This window comes from Algoriphagus halophilus (genome assembly GCF_900129785.1).
GTDB classification, from domain to species: Bacteria; Bacteroidota; Bacteroidia; order Cytophagales; family Cyclobacteriaceae; genus Algoriphagus; species Algoriphagus halophilus.
The window spans coordinates 1,867,205-1,884,212 of the sequence record NZ_FSRC01000001.1; the positions used below are offsets into that span (position 1 = coordinate 1,867,205).

Below are 17,008 nucleotides of genomic sequence, written 5' to 3' on the forward strand. Positions count from 1 at the left end.
ACAATTAAACTTGATTAGGGACCACAAAGCCTTTTCGATAATCTCTGGTCAAGAGTTTATCCGCCTCTTTATCTTTGATGAATTTTTCTGTTTTTCCATCAAAATGCAATTGTCGTCCTGTTAAATAACTGACATTGGCAATCAATGGTAAAGTAGAGGAAATAAAGCCCTCTTCAATATCGCAATGCAATGTTTCATTATTGCCTGATCGAATTGCATCCAAAAAATTAGCATAATGCTCTGCCCCTCCAGGAGCAGCCAAAACCTGATTACTTGGACCAGCTTCTTGGGACTTCTTACTCATAGCAAATGGTTCTTTCTCGTCTTGTTTGAAAGCTTTCCAAGAACTTCCATTTACTTCTAGGTATCCATCCGTGCCATAAAATACGTTGCCGATTTTAATGCCTAAACTGGCTTCCCCATTGGTATACCTTCCTCTTGTTTCAAACTCCAAAGTTTTTCCATCGGCATATTTAAAAATAGAAGTTTGAGTATTCGGTGTTTCTTGAGAACATTCCTCTTTCGTCACTCCATAAATATCACCAGAAGAATAAACTGATACGGGATGTTCATTTGCATTTAATCCCCAACGTGCCACATCAAATTGATGGGGACCTTGATTACCAGTATCTCCGTTGCCCGTAGCCCAATGCCAATGCCAATTATAGTGGACTTTTTTCTCATTGTAGGGTTGATAAGGTGCAGGACCTAACCATTGATCATAATGTAAAGATGCTGGCGGGTTGCTATCAGCGACCCTGCCAAATGAATTTCTTGGCTTGTAGCAAAGACCTCTGGCCATGTAAACTTCACCAATTCCTCCGGCATGCAGAAACTCCATGGCTTCCATTACATTGGCAATGGATCGATTTTGAAAACCAACTTGGACCCTTCGATCATACTTTCTTGCTGCTTCCACCATTTTTCTTCCTTCAAAGACATTATGACTTGCTGGCTTTTCGACGTACACATGTTTACCGGCTTGACAAGCCCATATGGTTCCTAAGGCATGCCAGTGATTAGGCACAGCAAAGGAAACCCCATCAATTTCCGGATCATCAAAAACAGCACGCATATCCCATTCGGTTAATGGTGTCACACCCGTTTTTTCTATTACTATTTTCGATTTTTCAGAAAAATATTGTTCATCCACATCACAAAGCGTTTTCAGACGAACATTTCGATTATCTTTCAAAGCACACCATTGATTGATATGGTTGCTTCCCTGTCCCCTAATACCAATTACGGCCATGTTGATTCGATCATTGGCTCCTAAGATCGAAGCATAGGATTTTGCAGACATACTCATACCTACCATGGCAATGCCGGCAGTACCTAACACACTTTTTTTAATAAACTCTCTTCGCTGGGTCATGGGTATCACTATTTTGGGTTATTTATCATCAATTCTGGTAAGACCAAGAACTTGTCCGCTTAGCCACTACCATAAATTTCTTTAATCTAACCATTTCGTCTCTTTGGGTCAATGCCTATTCTATGAGTGAACTAGATACCTACGCAATCGATTGCACTATTTTTTTTCGAAAAGGCAAAAAATAGGTCTAAACTGGATACATGCGTGTTTTCATCCCCAAATTGCTTATTATTGGAATTCTCTTTTACAATAAATTAAGAGTGAAGACACCCATCCTTATGAATTAAGGCTTCATGCAAGCATATAACGAGTTAGATTCCATACAATTAAACTTTAGCCCCCAAGACCTACTTTTCCTCAACCTTGCCTTGGCGCTGATCATGTATGGAGTGGCTTTAGATTTAAGGTTCGAAGATTTTAAGTATTTGGTGAAAAATCCCAAAAGTTTTTTTCTGGGCGTTTTTTCACAATTCCTTTTATTGCCTTTCTTAACCTGGATCTTGGTTCATTTAATTAATCCACCTCCAAGTGTTGCATTGGGGATGTTTTTGGTGGCAGCTTGTCCAGGAGGAAACATTTCCAATTTCCTGTCCAATTTGGCAAAGGGAAATACTGCATTGTCCATCAGTTTAACAGGGTTTTCAAGTTTCCTTTCCATCATTAGTACTCCAGTCAATTTTGCGATCTGGGCAAGTCTATACGGACCTACCTCCAACCTGCTCCAAGAAATAAGCCTAGATTTCAAAGATGCCTTTTTTACCGTTGCTTTAATATTAGGGATACCCCTGTTATTGGGTATTTTAACTCATCAGAATGCGCCAAAATTGGCAGAGAAAGCATCTAGAATCCTAAAACCCCTAAGTCTTCTTATTTTCGCTGCATTCATTGTAATTGCCTTTATGGGAAACTTGAACCTTTTTTTAAGCTACATTTCATTGATTTTTTTATGGGTTTTAGCACACAATTTTATTGCTTTGGGGGCTGGTTTTTTGACCGGAAAAGCATTCAAACTTCCCTTAGCTGATGTCAAAACATTAACTATTGAAACAGGAATTCAAAACTCAGGATTGGGGTTGGTTCTTATCTTTACCTATTTTAATGGACTTGGAGGAATGGCCTTTATCACTGCCTTTTGGGGCATTTGGCATTTGATTTCAGGAATTACGATAGCCACCTTATGGAAATATAAAGAATGAAAGATTTTGTAAATTATTGGTTGAGGCTTATGGTCAAGGCCTGCCTTCATCTCTATTTCAAAAACATCAAAGTGGATGGGAAAGAAAATATTCCCAAAAAGAGGCCGGTAATTCTGGTTGCTAATCACCAAAATGCACTTATTGACCCTCTCCTTTTAGCTACTCATACTAAATTAAATCCCTTCTTTTTAACTAGGGCTTCTGTGTTTAAAAGTCCATTGGCAGCTAAGTTATTGGATTTTATCCGCATGCTGCCAGTATACCGTGTTCGCGATGGATTTTCAACCATTCAACAGAATCAGCAAATATTTGATAAAACCTATGAGATTCTAAAAAAGAACGGAACGGTGATCATTTTTGCTGAAGGCAGTCATAGCCTAATCCGAAATCTACGGCCATTGAGTAAAGGATTTACTAGAATGGCATTTGGGTTAAAAGAAAAATACCCTCAAACTGACCCCGTTATTTTACCTGTAGGAATCAACTACTCCGCGCATAGAAAATCAGGAAGCAGGGTTCATATGATTTTTGGTGAACCCATAGAGGTAGACATGCCTAACTCCCAATCCGGAAAATTGACCAAGTCTGTGGAAAAGGCGCTTCATGAATTAGTGGTAGAAATTCCCAATGAAAATTACGAGGCCAATTTAAACAGACTCATTGAAGCAGGTGTAGATCTCAATGACCAGGAGGCAGTTCTAGAGTTTCTGGAAACTGGTGTGGTAAAAGCTCCCATCCTTCCCTTTTCAGGGTTGAAAAACAAGCTCATGAAGATCTTTCATTTCCCATTATATTGGGTTTGGCTTTGGAGAAGTCCTAAAATCAAGGACAAAGTATTTGACTCCACCATGAAATTTCTGATAGGATTTACAATGGGGCCCATTTACTACCTAGCTTTGATGCTCTTGTCTTTTGAACCCGGAATAGGACCCTGGGCATTGACCTTCTTGATCATGGCAGGAATTACTTTGTGGGCTAATAAAAACCCTCAAGAATAATTGCTATTCACAAAATTTTCTTTGGTTAATTTTATAACTTTGGGATAGATATAAAACCCAAAAAATAACTTAATCATGACTGAAGATTTTCTCCCTATCAATGGGACCGATTACATAGAGCTTTATGTAGGCAATGCCAAACAATCTTCCCTGTTCTATCAATATGCTTTTGGATTTGAATTGATTGCTTATGCAGGACCTGAAACTGGGATTAAAGATCGGGCTTCCTATGTGTTAAAACAGGATAAAATCCGATTGGTATTGACTTCACCTTTACAATCTGAATCTCCAATTTCCCAACATATCAATCGTCACGGAGATGGTGTCAAGGTACTTGCCCTGTGGGTAGATGATGTGGAAAAATCCTGGTATGAAACCACATCAAGGGGAGCTGAATCTGTAGAAGAGCCTGCTACCTTCAAAGATGAACATGGAGAAGTCAAAACCGCTTCCATAAAAACGTACGGAGATACCATCCATACCTTCGTAGAACGTAAAAATTACAAGGGTGTATTTCTTCCGGGATTTATCCCAAGAAAAAGCACTTATCATGCTACTCCAATAGGGTTGAAATACATCGACCATTGTGTAGGAAATGTTGAGCTGGGTGAAATGAACCGCTGGGTTTCATTCTATGAAGATGTGATGGGATTTAAATTGTTGATCACATTTGATGACAAAGATATTTCTACGGAATATTCAGCCCTAATGTCAAAAGTAGTTTCCAATGGAAATGGCTATATCAAATTCCCAATCAACGAACCGGCAGAAGGAAAGAAAAAATCTCAGATAGAAGAGTATTTGGATTTCTATAACGGGCCCGGGGTGCAGCATATGGCGATTGCCACCGACGATATCATCCATACAGTATCCGAACTTAGAAAAAGAGGAATCGAATTTTTGGAAGTCCCTCAATCTTATTATGATGATCTCTTGGATCGAGTAGGAAAAATAGATGAAGACCTTCAACCCCTCAAGGAGTTAAACATCCTGGTTGATCGGGATGAGGAAGGGTATCTACTCCAGATTTTCACAAAACCTGTTCAGGATAGACCTACTTTATTCTTCGAAATTATCCAGAGAAAAGGAGCTAAATCCTTTGGAAAAGGCAATTTTAAGGCCTTGTTTGAGGCAATTGAACGAGAGCAGGAATTAAGAGGAAACTTATAAAATAATGCCGGTCTTGCACCGGCATTTTTTTTCCATAAGAAAATGTTCTAATTTTTTTTAAAATCGGAATCCATGAAAAAATTAATCGGTCTATTTAATGAACTTCTGAAAGGAGGAATATTTTTTTTATTTCCTATCGTCCTGGCAATTATCTTTTTAGAAAAAGCTATCAGTTTGCTGAGACCTTTAGCTACCTCTATTACTGAAAACTTTGGTGACAAATATTTTATTACAAGTAGCCCTTACCTACTTAGCATCATCATTCTGGTTTTAATTTGTCTGGTAGCCGGATATATAGCTAGTAAAGGTGTGGGACTAAAAATGGTCAATTGGATAGAAAACAATATTTTGACACTTTTCCCAGGTTATCACCTGATGAAGAACACTCTTCAAGACCAGGCAGGATTAATTGCGGAGACCAACTTCCCTGTAGTCCTAGCCCCCATCGATGGATGGATGTTGGGATTCGAAGTGGATAAATTAGACAATGGAGACTTAGTGATTTTTGTGCCGGGTGCCCCAAATATTTGGGAAGGCAATGTGATTATCTTTGAAGAAAAGAGAATAAAAAGGACAAACCTTCATCAAAAAGATGTTCAAAAAATCATGAGACAATTAGGAGTCAATTCCCAAACTATCCTGAATCAATTGGAAAAAAACCAAAAGTAGCTAAGGAATTAATTCCCCAAATCGGGCAAAATCAAAATTTTTAATTCTGGTAAAACACCTCTTATTAGTCTATTTTTCTTTTTAGAAAGGAAATCATACAAGTTCCTTTTCCTTCAAAAACCTGATTATCAGCCCCAAAGCACACTGTCTAGGATATTATTTAATTCCCCTATCCCCGCTTATCTCCCCTTATTCAATTCATGCTAAACATGGCATGAAGATTTCATTTTAAAGATGGAATCAAAAAAAAGGACATGAGATTAGCAGAAATATTTGGATACGATGCGCAAAAAGTTTTTGAAAAAATAACCGAAAAGTTGCAAGGATGGGGAGAAGCAGCTATTAGCAGCTTACCTAATTTGGCATTGGCCATCCTCATCATGACTATTGCAATTTTCATGGCGAGAAAACTAAAGTTGTACTCAAATAAATACCTTACTAAAATTCATATTAATCCGACCATAAGTAGGTTTTTAAGTCAGATCATATTTATGGGGATTTTGGTTCTAGGAATCATGCTTTCCCTCTCTGCTATGGAATTAAGCAAAACCGTTTCATCCATATTAGCGGGATTAGGTATCATGGGTTTGGCCTTGGGTTTTGCTTTCCAGGATACAGCTGCCAATTTCATGTCAGGTGTTTTTATCACGTTCAACCAACCCTATAAAATCGGTGATGTCATTCAGACCAAGGACGGACATGAAGGTAAAGTGATTGATGTAAACCTCCGAGTGACTAAAATTCGAACCTACAATGGCCCTATTGTACATGTTCCAAACCGAATGTTGTTCCAGGAATTTTTCATCAATTATACAGAGGAAGGCAAAAGAAGGGTACAGATAGAATGTGGGATCAGCTATGGGGAAGATTTAGAAACAGTACAAAAAATTGCCTTAGAAGCTATGAAAGATTTGCCCAGTAGATTGTCAACTGAAGAGCCAAGTATTTTTTGGACAGGATTTGGAGACAGTTCCATCAATTTCATTTTGAATATTTGGGTCAAATTCTCCACCGAAGAAATTAATTTCATCCCTGCAAGAAACGAAGCCATCATTGCTTTAAAGAAAGCTTTTGATCAAGAAGGAATTACTATCCCATTCCCTATCAGAACATTGGACTTTGGAATCAAAGGTGGGGTTCCTATGAAGGAAGAATTAGGAGCACTAACCTTACTAAAGACTAAAGAAAACTCTAATTAAGCATGGATTCGAGTCCCAAAGAAGATTTGATGACCCCAAGTAGGTTTCATATTCGTGATTTACCAAAACTAATTGTCATGGCCTATCACCGATGGATGGCCTCCGACCCAGCAAGGCTAAGTGCCGTAGTTGCCTATTATGCGGTTTTATCTCTGCCAGCATTATTGGTGATTGTAGTCAATTCTGTGGGAGCTATTTGGGGCCCCGATATCGTAGCAGGTAATCTATCCACTCAGTTTCAGGATATTTTAGGTCCAGATAACGCCAAAATCATTCAGGAAATGATTTTAAGTACCGAGTTAAGTGATAAAAATATCTTGGCTACTGTGGTAGGTGTAGGGACATTATTATTCGGAGCGACGGGCGTTTTTTATCATTTAAAAGTCTCACTCAACCAAATCTGGGAATTGAAACTTACAGATGAAATCACTTGGTATAAATTGGCCAAGGACCGTTTAGTAAGTTTTGGTTTCGTCTTAGTACTTGGGTTTCTTCTTTTGGTCAGTTTTATTCTCACAGCATTGATTTCCATTTTAAGTGAGTTCTTATCAAGTAAATTACCCGAATTTGTGATTTACTTGGCGTTTACATTAGACTGGGTCCTTTCCATTTCCGTCATCACATTTTTATTTGCCTTGATATTCAAATATTTACCTGATGCCAAAATCAGATGGAAAACAGTTTGGGTGGGAGCATTTTTAACGGCTATTTTATTTGTAGTAGGTAAATTTCTACTTGCCTTATATTTTGGGGCTACCAACCCCGGATCCACTTACGGAGCAGCAGGTTCTTTGATCTTAATCCTGCTTTGGGTCTCCTATTCTTGTTTAATTTTCTTCTTTGGAGCAGAGTTTACCAAGGTGTTTTCCATCAAATATGGATATGGAATTATTCCCTATGAGCATTTTTCAAGAGTTAAAAAAAAAGAAGTAATTATAGATAAAGAGTCCCAGTCAGCGAAAATTAAACCATAATATCAGGGGTTGTATCCTTCTTTCCGGAGATTCATTTTGAACAGGCCCCATTTCAGCCCCTAAATGAAATTTGGTACCCATAGCTGGAATATCATAAAGAAAGCTGAGATCGGATTCTGTTTGGGTGGGCATTACTCCGAAAGTAGATTCAGCTGGATACTTAGGCTTGAACAAGCTTAAAAATATCCCCGGTGTCTCGGTCTTTATCTCGATCTCTCCTTCGTGTGTTATCAATTTGGCAGCATGGAAATTTGAGTAATATCCTTTAAACTCAGGATATTGTAGATCTTCTAAACTATAGCCAGTCTGGGTATCGTTATATTTTTTTCCCCAAAGCCCAAAACCAACTCCTTCCCTCCTGTTTTTCCATACTCGATATGGACCATCTGTGATCAAATCCGCCTTTACAATCAAAGAGTCAGGGAAGTGAAAACCTACACCAAGCAATTCCTTGCTTGGTGTAGGTATTTGTGAAATAGATGCTTCCATTTTCAATTGGGCATTTGGTAATACTGTCCAAATAATGTCCCCCAATTGATCCTGAAAAGAGGAATGAATCTCGATGGAACCATCCTTTATCTTTTTCCAAGAGACTTTAGTAGGCTCCAGCTTCACTCCCTCCAGTTTTGGGTTTTGGGATAAATAGAAAAATCTTCTCCCCACTTTTACCAACTCTAAATTGCCAGACTTCTTTCCGAAAAAGAAGAGTTTCCCATCAACTTCTACTTGGACATCAGCAGTGGATTCCCGGACTTTGATGGGATATATCTCAATTTCATTGGAATTAAAATACCTTCTGATTCCCTCTTTGGGTTCACGCAAAGGTTTTGCCCAAGTAGTAAGTTTCTCCCCATGGATACCAACAGCTGTTATTTTTAAAACATCTCCTTCTTTCCATTGATCAGGCAATTGTAAATCAACCAATGCCGATTGTCCAGGTCGAAGTGCTGGAAGAGAAATTGAATTACTGCTCAAAACAGAGGTTCCTTGCCAACCTTTTATTTTCAATACTTCTATCCGTAACTGACAGGTATTAAGATCAGAAAATAAGTAATGATTAGTAACGTTTACCTTTCCTCCAACAGAAATTCCCTCTTCTAAAAAGTCTAGCTGGATAGGAGAAAAAACAGATTGAATACTATAAAAACTTCCTTCTTTTTCTCTAAAAGGACCTAGGATTCCATCAGGAGCATGGTTTCCATCAGAATCTAAGCTATCCGATCGGTCTGCTCTTTTTACTGCTTCATCAGAAAATGCCCATAAAAAACCTCCTGCAAACAAAGGGTTTCCAGAGTACTTTGTCCAAAAATCACCCAGACCTGCACCAGCCCCACCGACATACAAACCATGTAAAAGTTCTGTAGGCATAAACACATCCACTCCCCGATCCAATCTTCCTTCCTTAGAATTATAAGTGGGGTAATGAAACGTATCGATGTGATTTCGCAATAGCCATGGATAAATAACAGGTCTTTTTTGAATATCAACTTGATGAAAAGCGGGCTCATTTTCAAAATTCCAACCTCCTTCATTTCCATGATTCCAAAGGATCACCGACGGATGGTTCGCATCTCTTAACACCGTTTCTTGAATTAACTTTGGCCCTATCAATTCATCATAAGCATCCTGCAAGCCAGTTACCTCATCTAATACAAATAACCCTAATGAATCCGCTAATTCTAAGAATTTCTCATCCGGGGGATAATGAGACATTCTCACCGCATTCATATTCATTTCCTTCATCAAAAGAATATCCTCTACATGGTTTGAGTCGCTCAAAGCCCTCCCTGAAGTTGGATAAAAAGAATGTCTATTCACTCCTTTGAGGATAACTTTCACCCCATTGATATATAATCCGTCTTTCTCTTTCAATGCCACAGACCTAAATCCTATTGTTTCACTTTTCTCAAAGAGGACTCCTTCCTCATCCATCCATCTGAAAATGGCATTATAAAGTGTGGGAGATTCTGGATTCCAAGCTCTGATAGTTGAAAATTGATGAGAAAAACTTACCGAATCAGAGTCAATAGATTGCTGGAATTCCCCTACAGTCTGGCCACTATTCGGATCAATTAGTTCAATATCCAACCAACTGGACTTTGGAACTTTGTTCAATAGTACCAATCCACTAAAATTCCCATCATGCCTGGGATCAACTGCAATTCTAGTAAAATGAAAACTTGGTAAAACTTCTAAAAATACTGGTCTGAATATTCCTCCAAAAATCCAAAAATCAGCCTCACGTTCTGCTTTATTAACAGATTCATTATCAGATACTTTTCTCACAGTCACTTCAAGTAAATTAGTATCCCCGTAGGATAACAATTTGCTGATATCAAATTGAAATCTGTAAAACCCTCCTTGGTGAATAGGTCCAGCACTTTTACCGTTCACCCAAACTTCAGTATCCGTCATGGAACCATCAAATACCAAATTGACAGTTTGTCCTTTCCACCCCTTTTCAGCAAAGAATTCTAAACGATATTCTCCAAATTCTTTTCCAAGTAATTTGTTTGTATCACGATGATCATGACCATAGTTAAGTGTTCCAAAACCATGCATTTCCCAATTGGATGGAACCGGTAGTTGGGTCCAAATCCCAGCATTTTTCCCATCAGATATTTTGAAATCCCAGAGAACAGCACTGGCAGCGTCTTTTCCGCTTAGGTATATTCTTTGATCATGTTGCAAATCTTGGGCATTGCCCATACTGATCATAAAAACAAAAAAGAAAAGCTGAGGTATACCTAGTCGAAAAGGGAATTCCATTAATTTGAGCGGGTGATAGAACTCCTTAAAAATAGTTTTATTCTACGCTTAAAAAAATCCCTTCCCAGGTCAAAAAACAATAAACTTCTCATAGTAAGGTGGTTTAAAAATAATTCAATTAAAAAAGACAAGGATTTGTGGTGATAAAATGGCTTTATTTCACATTTTCTATAAATTAGATTTCAAAGAAATTTTTAACATATGAGCGCACTAGACCCTGCCATACTCGAAAAAGCCCAAAGTTGGCTGAATGGAAACATCGATGAAGATACTAAAACCCAGATCAAGAAGCTGATTAATGATAATCCAACAGAGTTGGTTGATTCATTTTATCAAGATCTTGAGTTCGGAACGGGAGGATTGAGAGGTTTAATGGGTGTTGGAACCAACCGAATGAATATTTATACCATCGGAATGGCTACCCAAGGACTGGCCAACTATTTATTGAAGTGCTTTGAAGGTGAAGATATCAAAGTAGCGATTACACATGACAGTAGAATCAATAATACCTTGTTTGCCACCACCACAGCAAATGTCTTAACCGCTAACGGAATTAAGGTATTATACTTCAAAGACATGAGACCTACGCCCATGCTTTCATTTGCTGTGAGGCATTATGGATGTAAAAGTGGGGTCATGATCACTGCATCCCATAACCCAAAGGAATACAATGGATATAAAGCTTATTGGGATGATGGAGCGCAAGTAGTTGCTCCCCATGATACCAACATCATTAAAGAAGTTCAGAAAATCACTTCTTTTGATCAGGTAAATTGGAATAAACAAGATGAGCTATTCAGTTATATAGAGGAGGATTTTGATGCCATTTACTTGGAGAAGGTAAAAGGTCTCAGCTTATCCCCTGAGGAAATCAAACAACAAAAAGACTTACCAATTGTCTTCTCTCCTATTCATGGAGCTTCAGGCAAAATGGTTCCTGCAGCCATCAAAGCATTTGGCTTTGAAAATGTACATATTGTGAAAGAGCAAGCCGAACCTGATGGAACCTTTCCAACAGTAGTGTACCCCAATCCTGAGGAAGCAGAAGCTTTAACGCTGTCTGTTAAACTGGGAAAAGAAGTGGGGGCTGAATTAATATTGGCCTGTGATCCCGACGGAGACCGATATGCAGCAGCCGTTCCGAATGAATCAGGAGAATATGAACTGCTCAATGGAAATCAAACAGGGTCTTTGTTGACCTATTACTTATTGAGTAAGTGGAAAGAAGCAGGAAAACTCGATGGAAATCAGTTTATGGTCAACACCATTGTGACCACAGAATTGATTGACAAAATCTGCGCAGGTTTTGGAGTGGAATGCTTCTCCGTATTGACAGGCTTTAAAAATATTGCAGCAATCATCAGAGAGTTAGAAGGCATCAAGAAATTTATTGGAGGTGGAGAAGAGTCCTATGGCTATTTAGTGGGGGATTTTGTAAGAGACAAAGATGGTGTCAGTGCCTGTGCTATGGTGGCTGAAGTTGTTGCTTACTATAAATCAAAAGGAAAAACTGTATTTGATGTACTTGCAGAAATTTATGAGCAATTTGGTTTCTATAAGGAAAATCTGATTTCTGTGACCAAAAAAGGGAAAGATGGTGCAGAACAAATTCAGGCTTTAATGAATGGGTTTAGACAAAATCCACCAAAAGAAATGAATTCACAGAAAGTAGATCGAATAGTGGATGTGAAGGCCAGTACCGTTACTTATGTAGACTCAGGTAAGGTAATTCCTCTTGAATTGGACAAGTCCAATGTCATGCAGTTTTATCTGGCAGATGGTAGCAAAATTTCAGCAAGACCATCAGGAACTGAACCTAAGATTAAATATTATTTTTCAGTCAACACTGAGTTATCAAACAGGTCTGCCTATCGAAGCACAGAAAAGGAATTGATCGAACGATTAGAAGGATTAAAGCAGTACTTCAGTTAATATCTATTATTAATCACAAAAAAGGCATCCAATTTATCTGGATGCCTTTTTTGATTTAGATTCTTTGCCACAGGATATTCGCAAAGTAATGCTCCTTATCCGTAAAACTCTGTACAGTTCGGAATCCTCCTTTTACCGCCAAATCATCAATCTCGGTCAAACTGTACTTCTTACTTATCTCGGTAAAAATGGGCTCAAATGCCTCCAAATGAAAAGATTGATCCAGCGCTTTTAAATTAATCGTTTGTTCAACCATGGAGACCAAATAACTTCTACACTCTCCAGATACAGGTTCATAGGTTGGCCAATGAATGAAATTCTCTGTATTGATATCCCCTTGAAGCTCTCTATTAACCCGATCCAAAAGATTTAAATTAAAAGATCTCGTCACCCCTTTAGAATCATGATAGGCATCCAAAATGGTTTGAGGATTCTTTTTTAAATCCAACCCTAACAAAACGAAGTCTTGGTGATTGGCTCCAATTCGTAAATGATTTAATATATCATATGCTTCCTCCAAACTAAAATTTCCGAGATTAGAACCTAAAAATAAGATCAAATTTGGCTTTCCATTTTCCCAATCCCGCTTGATCAAAGAACCTCTATAAGTATCTTTAATAGTGGAAACAGTTAATCCAGGAAATTCAGTTTTCAGGGTTCCTTTTAATTCCTCTAGGACAGTAGCCGAAAAATCAATTGGAAAATACTCAAAGTCAGCTTTTTCTTTGATTAAATATTGAAGAAAGATCTTTGTTTTAAGCCCATCTCCTGCCCCCAATTCTACCAGGTTAAAAGATTGACCCAAGTTCAAAATTGGCTTCAGGATTTCTTCATGCTGATTTTCAAAAATCTCCAACTCTTTTCTTGTCAGATAATATTCAGGAAGCTCCATGATCTCCTGAAACAACTTATCCCCTTTCTCATCATAAAAATATTTGGAGGGAAGGGTTTTTGGATGGGAACTCAAACCCAACATGACATCTTGGGCAAAGGACCCGAAATCTAAATTTTTTGAACTCATATTATATTGATTCGGCTAGTCTGATCCCCATAAATTGCCAACGGAAATGAGGATGAAAAAAGTTTCTATAGGTGGGTCTTGAATGATGCTCAGGAGTAGCTACAGAGGCCCCTCTAAGCACCATTTGATTGACCATAAATTTACCATTGTATTCTCCTAAAGCTCCTGGAGCGATCTTAAATCCAGGATAGGGTAAATAGGCCGAATTGGTCCATTCCCATCTGGAACCCCAGTGAAAATCCTGTTGAGCTACTTCCCATTCAAATTCAGTCGGCAACCTTTTCCCTTTCCAATTTGCAAATGCAGAAGCCTCATAGAAACTCACGTGAGCCACAGGAGCCTTTAAATCAATTGACTTTTTGCCATTCAGAGTATAGTATTTCCACGTACCCTCTGAATACTCCCAATACAATGGCTTTTTTACTTTCTGTTGCTGGACCCAAGCCCAACCTTCATCGTGCCAGTAAATAGGATTTTCATATCCACCCGCATTGATAAACTCCAAGTATTCTTCATTGCTGACCAAATTTCCCGAAATTCTAAATGCATTTAGGTATACTTTATGCGCATTCAATTCATTATCAAAACAGAACCCATTTCCCTTATAGCCCACTTCATATATCCCTTCTTCTTTTTCTACCCAGGGACTGGAATTTGGAATGATATATTCACCTATATCCATCACCGAGATAGTTAAAGGGTTAAACCAAAGACTGAACTTTAAATCCGTAACCAAAAGCTCTTGGTGTTGCTGCTCGTGATTGAGCCCCAAGGTCACCAAGGAAAGCACTTCCTCATTCCCTTGAGCAATTAATTCCAGCATCGCTTGATCTACATATTCCCTGTAATCAAACACTTCAGAAACAGCGGGCCGGGTCATCAACCCTCTTTGATTTCTCGCGGTTCTCTCTCCCAATGAATTATAGTACGAATTGAATAAAAAGTTAAACTGGGGGTGCTTCACATGATATGCTTCCGCAAAAGGTATCAAAATGAATTGTTCAAAAAACCAAGTAGTATGTGCTAAGTGCCATTTAGGAGGACTTACTTCTTCCGATGCCTGAAGGCTAAAGTCTTCAGTAATCAAATCCCTACAGAGGAATAATGAATGATTTCTAATGTGTTTGAATTGTTCATCAACACGCATAAAAATAAGGGGTTATCAGTTTAACGTTTCAAATTATTCTTTTCCTACATGAATTAAGGCATCCCCTACATTGATTACTGGCATATTGTTAATTCCAATGACAAAGCCATTTGAAGGTGCTTTTACAGGAATTTTTACTTGCCCATAAGGGTCAGATATTTTTGCTAATACCTGTCCTTTCTTCACTGCCTCTCCTAACTGGATATTCGAATTAAAAATTCCCGAGGCCTTGGCTCTAATCCAATCACTTCCGTTTAGGAAAATGGTATCAGGAGGGTCAGATAAGTTATCAATCATTTCCAAACTAGCAAGAAGTCTCTTCGTTCCCTGTACCCCTTCATCAATGGCAAACTCATCCAAACGCATGGACTCTCCTCCCTCATACACTAAAATACGTTTATTGGATTTATAGGCTGATTTTCGAAAGGATTTTTCGATATATTTTGAGTTGACTACAAAGCGGGAACCAAAGGATTTCGCTAAATCCAAAGCTTCTTGGTCGCTATAATCTACCCTGATTTGGGGGTAATTGGTCAACATTCTACCTCCAGTATGAAAATCCACTCCATAATCAATTAATGGAATGATTTCATTGCTTAAAATATATGCGATCTGGGAAGCCAACGATCCTTTCTTACTTCCAGGGAAACTCCGGTTTAAATCCCTACCATCAGGAAAAGTTCGACTGTTTGATAAGAATCCATAGATATTCACCAACGGTATGATAATCAAAGTTCCCTTTCTCAAATCTAAATTTTCATCTACTTCCTCGAGAATCTTTTTGGCAGTGGCTATCCCATTGATTTCGTCTCCATGAATCCCTCCTGATATTAATACAACAGGACCGGGTTTCTTGGCCGATCGAATGAAAATCGGTAAATCAATCAGCGTATGAGTGGGAAGTTTTGCGATTGGCAACTCCAAATTTAAGTTTTGCCCAGGCCTAATTCTGACCCCATTTAGTATTAATTCTTTCATGAAATATGTGAAAGGAATGAAAATTTCATTTCTTATCTGGCTAAATCTTGTTTATTTCGCAATACAAGATTTCCTTCATGAATATACAAGAAAACATTTCCCTTAAGCCCTTTAATACGTTTGGCTTAGATAAAAAAGCCAGATTTTTTACCAGTGTCAATTCAAGAGAACAATTAATCGAGTCTTTAATATGGTCCAGAAACAGGGGACTTGAGGTTTTTATTTTAGGAGGAGGAAGCAATATTCTTTTAACCCAGGATGTCAACTCCTTGGTTATTAAAATAGAGATAGCTGGTGTTGAGGTAGTGGATGAAAATGAGGATCATGTGTGGGTTAAAGTCGGTGCCGGAGAAAACTGGCATTCATTTGTAACCCATGCTATTGCTCAAGGATGGGCTGGAATAGAGAACCTATCTCTTATTCCTGGTACAGTTGGAGCCTCTCCCATGCAGAACATTGGAGCTTATGGCGTAGAAATTAAAGATGTTTTTCATAGTCTTAGAGCGTTAAACCGAGCTAACCTGGAACAAAAAGAGTTTACCAAAGAGGAATGTAAATTCGGGTATAGGGAGAGTGTTTTTAAAAATGAATTACTAGGGCAATACATCATCACTTCCGTCACCTTTCAATTGAATAAAAAGCCTGAATTCAATATTGAGTATGGCACGATTCAAGAAACACTCAAAGAAAGCGGAAATGAAGAATTGTCCATTCAAGCAATCAGTGATGCGGTGATTAAAATAAGGCAATCCAAACTTCCTGACCCCAAAGAAATTGGAAATGCAGGTTCATTCTTCAAAAACCCTACAATTTCCATAGCAGATTGGAAGGCACTGAAAGAATCATACCCCAATATCCCTGGGTACGACGTGCCAGAAGGGAAAAAAGTCCCTGCTGCCTGGTTAATTGAGCAAAGTGGTTGGAAAGGTAAGCGCTTTGGTGAAACAGGTGTGCATACCAAGCAACCCTTGGTTTTGGTTAATTATGGTCAAAGTAAAGGAAGTGATATCAAAGAGCTAGCTGAAAATATCCAGGCCTCAGTGTTAGAAAAGTTCGGGATCCCGCTTAAAGCCGAGGTAAACTTTATTTAAATAAGATCATCCTGAACCAACAATTCCTCAGGGTATTTTTCTACTTGAACCCCAAATTTCCTCAAGAAATCAACCCCTTCATCAGAGCCTATCCCTTTGTATTCTGCATAGGAATAAAGGAATACCACTTTCGAAATTCCCATAGAAAAAATGATTCTTGCGCAGGCCAAGCATGGCGAAAGTGTTACATATAACGTAGAACCTTCTACTGAAGTATTGTTTTTTACTGCATAAAGAATTGCATTTTGCTCCGCATGCAGTGCAAGAGAGCAACTTCCTTTACTATCTCTGGCACATCCATGATCTGGAAATTCCACATCACAATTATGGGTACCCGCCGGTGGACCATTATATCCTATTGAAATAATCCTTGTCTCCTTTGTCAAAACGGCACCGACATGTTTTTTAATACAATGGGACCTTTTGGCTAAGTTCACAGCCAATTCCATAAAAATATCGTCAAATTCCGGTTTTTGCATGGTTGAAAAT

14 protein-coding genes are annotated in these 17,008 nt (G+C 38.4%); 8 read left to right on the top strand and 6 right to left on the bottom strand.

Annotation, left to right across the window (positions count from 1 at the left end; genetic code table 11):
• Positions 1-4 precede the first annotated feature (4 nt).
• The gene (locus BUR11_RS07870) at positions 5-1,375 is read right to left on the bottom strand and encodes a Gfo/Idh/MocA family protein (protein ID WP_074224287.1); all 1,371 of its coding nucleotides are present in this window, start codon (positions 1,373-1,375) and stop codon (positions 5-7) included.
• A 293-nt stretch (positions 1,376-1,668) separates the two neighbouring features.
• Between BUR11_RS07870 and BUR11_RS07875 the strand changes: the two genes are divergently transcribed.
• The 6 genes from BUR11_RS07875 (at position 1,669) to BUR11_RS07900 (ending at position 7,581) form a co-directional block, all read left to right on the top strand.
• On the top strand, positions 1,669-2,571 hold the full coding sequence (locus BUR11_RS07875; protein WP_074224288.1) for a bile acid:sodium symporter family protein: 903 nt from the start codon (positions 1,669-1,671) through the stop codon (positions 2,569-2,571).
• Positions 2,568-3,569, top strand: a complete 1,002-nt coding sequence (locus BUR11_RS07880; protein ID WP_074224289.1) for a lysophospholipid acyltransferase family protein — start codon at positions 2,568-2,570, stop codon at positions 3,567-3,569. Before BUR11_RS07875 ends, BUR11_RS07880 begins: the two co-directional genes overlap by 4 nt.
• A gap of 75 nt (positions 3,570-3,644) precedes the next feature.
• Positions 3,645-4,739 carry a 4-hydroxyphenylpyruvate dioxygenase gene (gene hppD, locus BUR11_RS07885; protein WP_074224290.1) on the top strand — a complete coding sequence of 365 codons (1,095 nt, stop codon included), beginning with the start codon at positions 3,645-3,647 and terminating at the stop codon, positions 4,737-4,739.
• 72 nt (positions 4,740-4,811) lie between these two features.
• Entirely contained in the window at positions 4,812-5,408 is a 597-nt protein-coding gene (locus BUR11_RS07890; RefSeq protein ID WP_074224291.1) for a DUF502 domain-containing protein, read from the top strand.
• Between the two features lie 254 nt (positions 5,409-5,662).
• On the top strand, positions 5,663-6,607 hold the full coding sequence (locus tag BUR11_RS07895; protein WP_074224292.1) for a mechanosensitive ion channel family protein: 945 nt from the start codon (positions 5,663-5,665) through the stop codon (positions 6,605-6,607).
• 2 nt (positions 6,608-6,609) lie between these two features.
• A complete protein-coding gene (locus BUR11_RS07900) occupies positions 6,610-7,581 on the top strand; it encodes a YihY/virulence factor BrkB family protein (RefSeq protein ID WP_200800387.1) in 972 nt (323 codons plus the stop codon).
• On the opposite strand, the gene BUR11_RS07905 is transcribed toward BUR11_RS07900, so the two are convergent.
• Complete coding sequence (locus BUR11_RS07905; protein WP_074224293.1) at positions 7,561-10,350, bottom strand: glycoside hydrolase family 2 protein; 2,790 nt, start codon at positions 10,348-10,350, stop codon at positions 7,561-7,563. The genes BUR11_RS07900 and BUR11_RS07905 overlap by 21 nt on opposite strands.
• Positions 10,351-10,551: 201 nt before the next feature.
• On the opposite strand from BUR11_RS07905, the gene BUR11_RS07910 reads away from it, so the two are divergent.
• Positions 10,552-12,282, top strand: coding sequence for a phospho-sugar mutase (locus BUR11_RS07910; RefSeq protein WP_074224294.1), 1,731 nt, complete (start codon positions 10,552-10,554; stop codon positions 12,280-12,282).
• 55 nt (positions 12,283-12,337) lie between these two features.
• Here the strand turns inward: BUR11_RS07910 and BUR11_RS07915 are convergent, their stop codons facing one another.
• Genes BUR11_RS07915 through BUR11_RS07925 form a run of 3 tightly spaced genes read right to left on the bottom strand, consistent with a single transcriptional unit; the run spans position 12,338 to position 15,428 of the window.
• Positions 12,338-13,303: an L-histidine N(alpha)-methyltransferase gene (locus BUR11_RS07915; RefSeq protein ID WP_074224295.1), complete on the bottom strand. Its 966-nt coding sequence runs from the start codon at positions 13,301-13,303 to the stop codon at positions 12,338-12,340.
• 1 nt (position 13,304) lies between these two features.
• Entirely contained in the window at positions 13,305-14,450 is a 1,146-nt protein-coding gene (gene egtB, locus BUR11_RS07920; protein WP_074224296.1) for an ergothioneine biosynthesis protein EgtB, read from the bottom strand.
• A gap of 33 nt (positions 14,451-14,483) precedes the next feature.
• Entirely contained in the window at positions 14,484-15,428 is a 945-nt protein-coding gene (locus tag BUR11_RS07925; protein ID WP_074224297.1) for a succinylglutamate desuccinylase/aspartoacylase family protein, read from the bottom strand.
• A gap of 77 nt (positions 15,429-15,505) precedes the next feature.
• Here BUR11_RS07925 and murB point away from each other — a divergent pair, with 77 nt between their 5' ends.
• Positions 15,506-16,519, top strand: a complete 1,014-nt coding sequence (gene murB, locus BUR11_RS07930) for a UDP-N-acetylmuramate dehydrogenase (protein ID WP_074224298.1) — start codon at positions 15,506-15,508, stop codon at positions 16,517-16,519.
• Here the strand turns inward: murB and BUR11_RS07935 are convergent.
• Positions 16,516-16,998 (bottom strand): deoxycytidylate deaminase, encoded by a 483-nt coding sequence (locus BUR11_RS07935; protein WP_074224299.1) that lies wholly within the window; start codon positions 16,996-16,998, stop codon positions 16,516-16,518. The genes murB and BUR11_RS07935 overlap by 4 nt on opposite strands.
• Positions 16,999-17,008 lie beyond the last annotated feature (10 nt).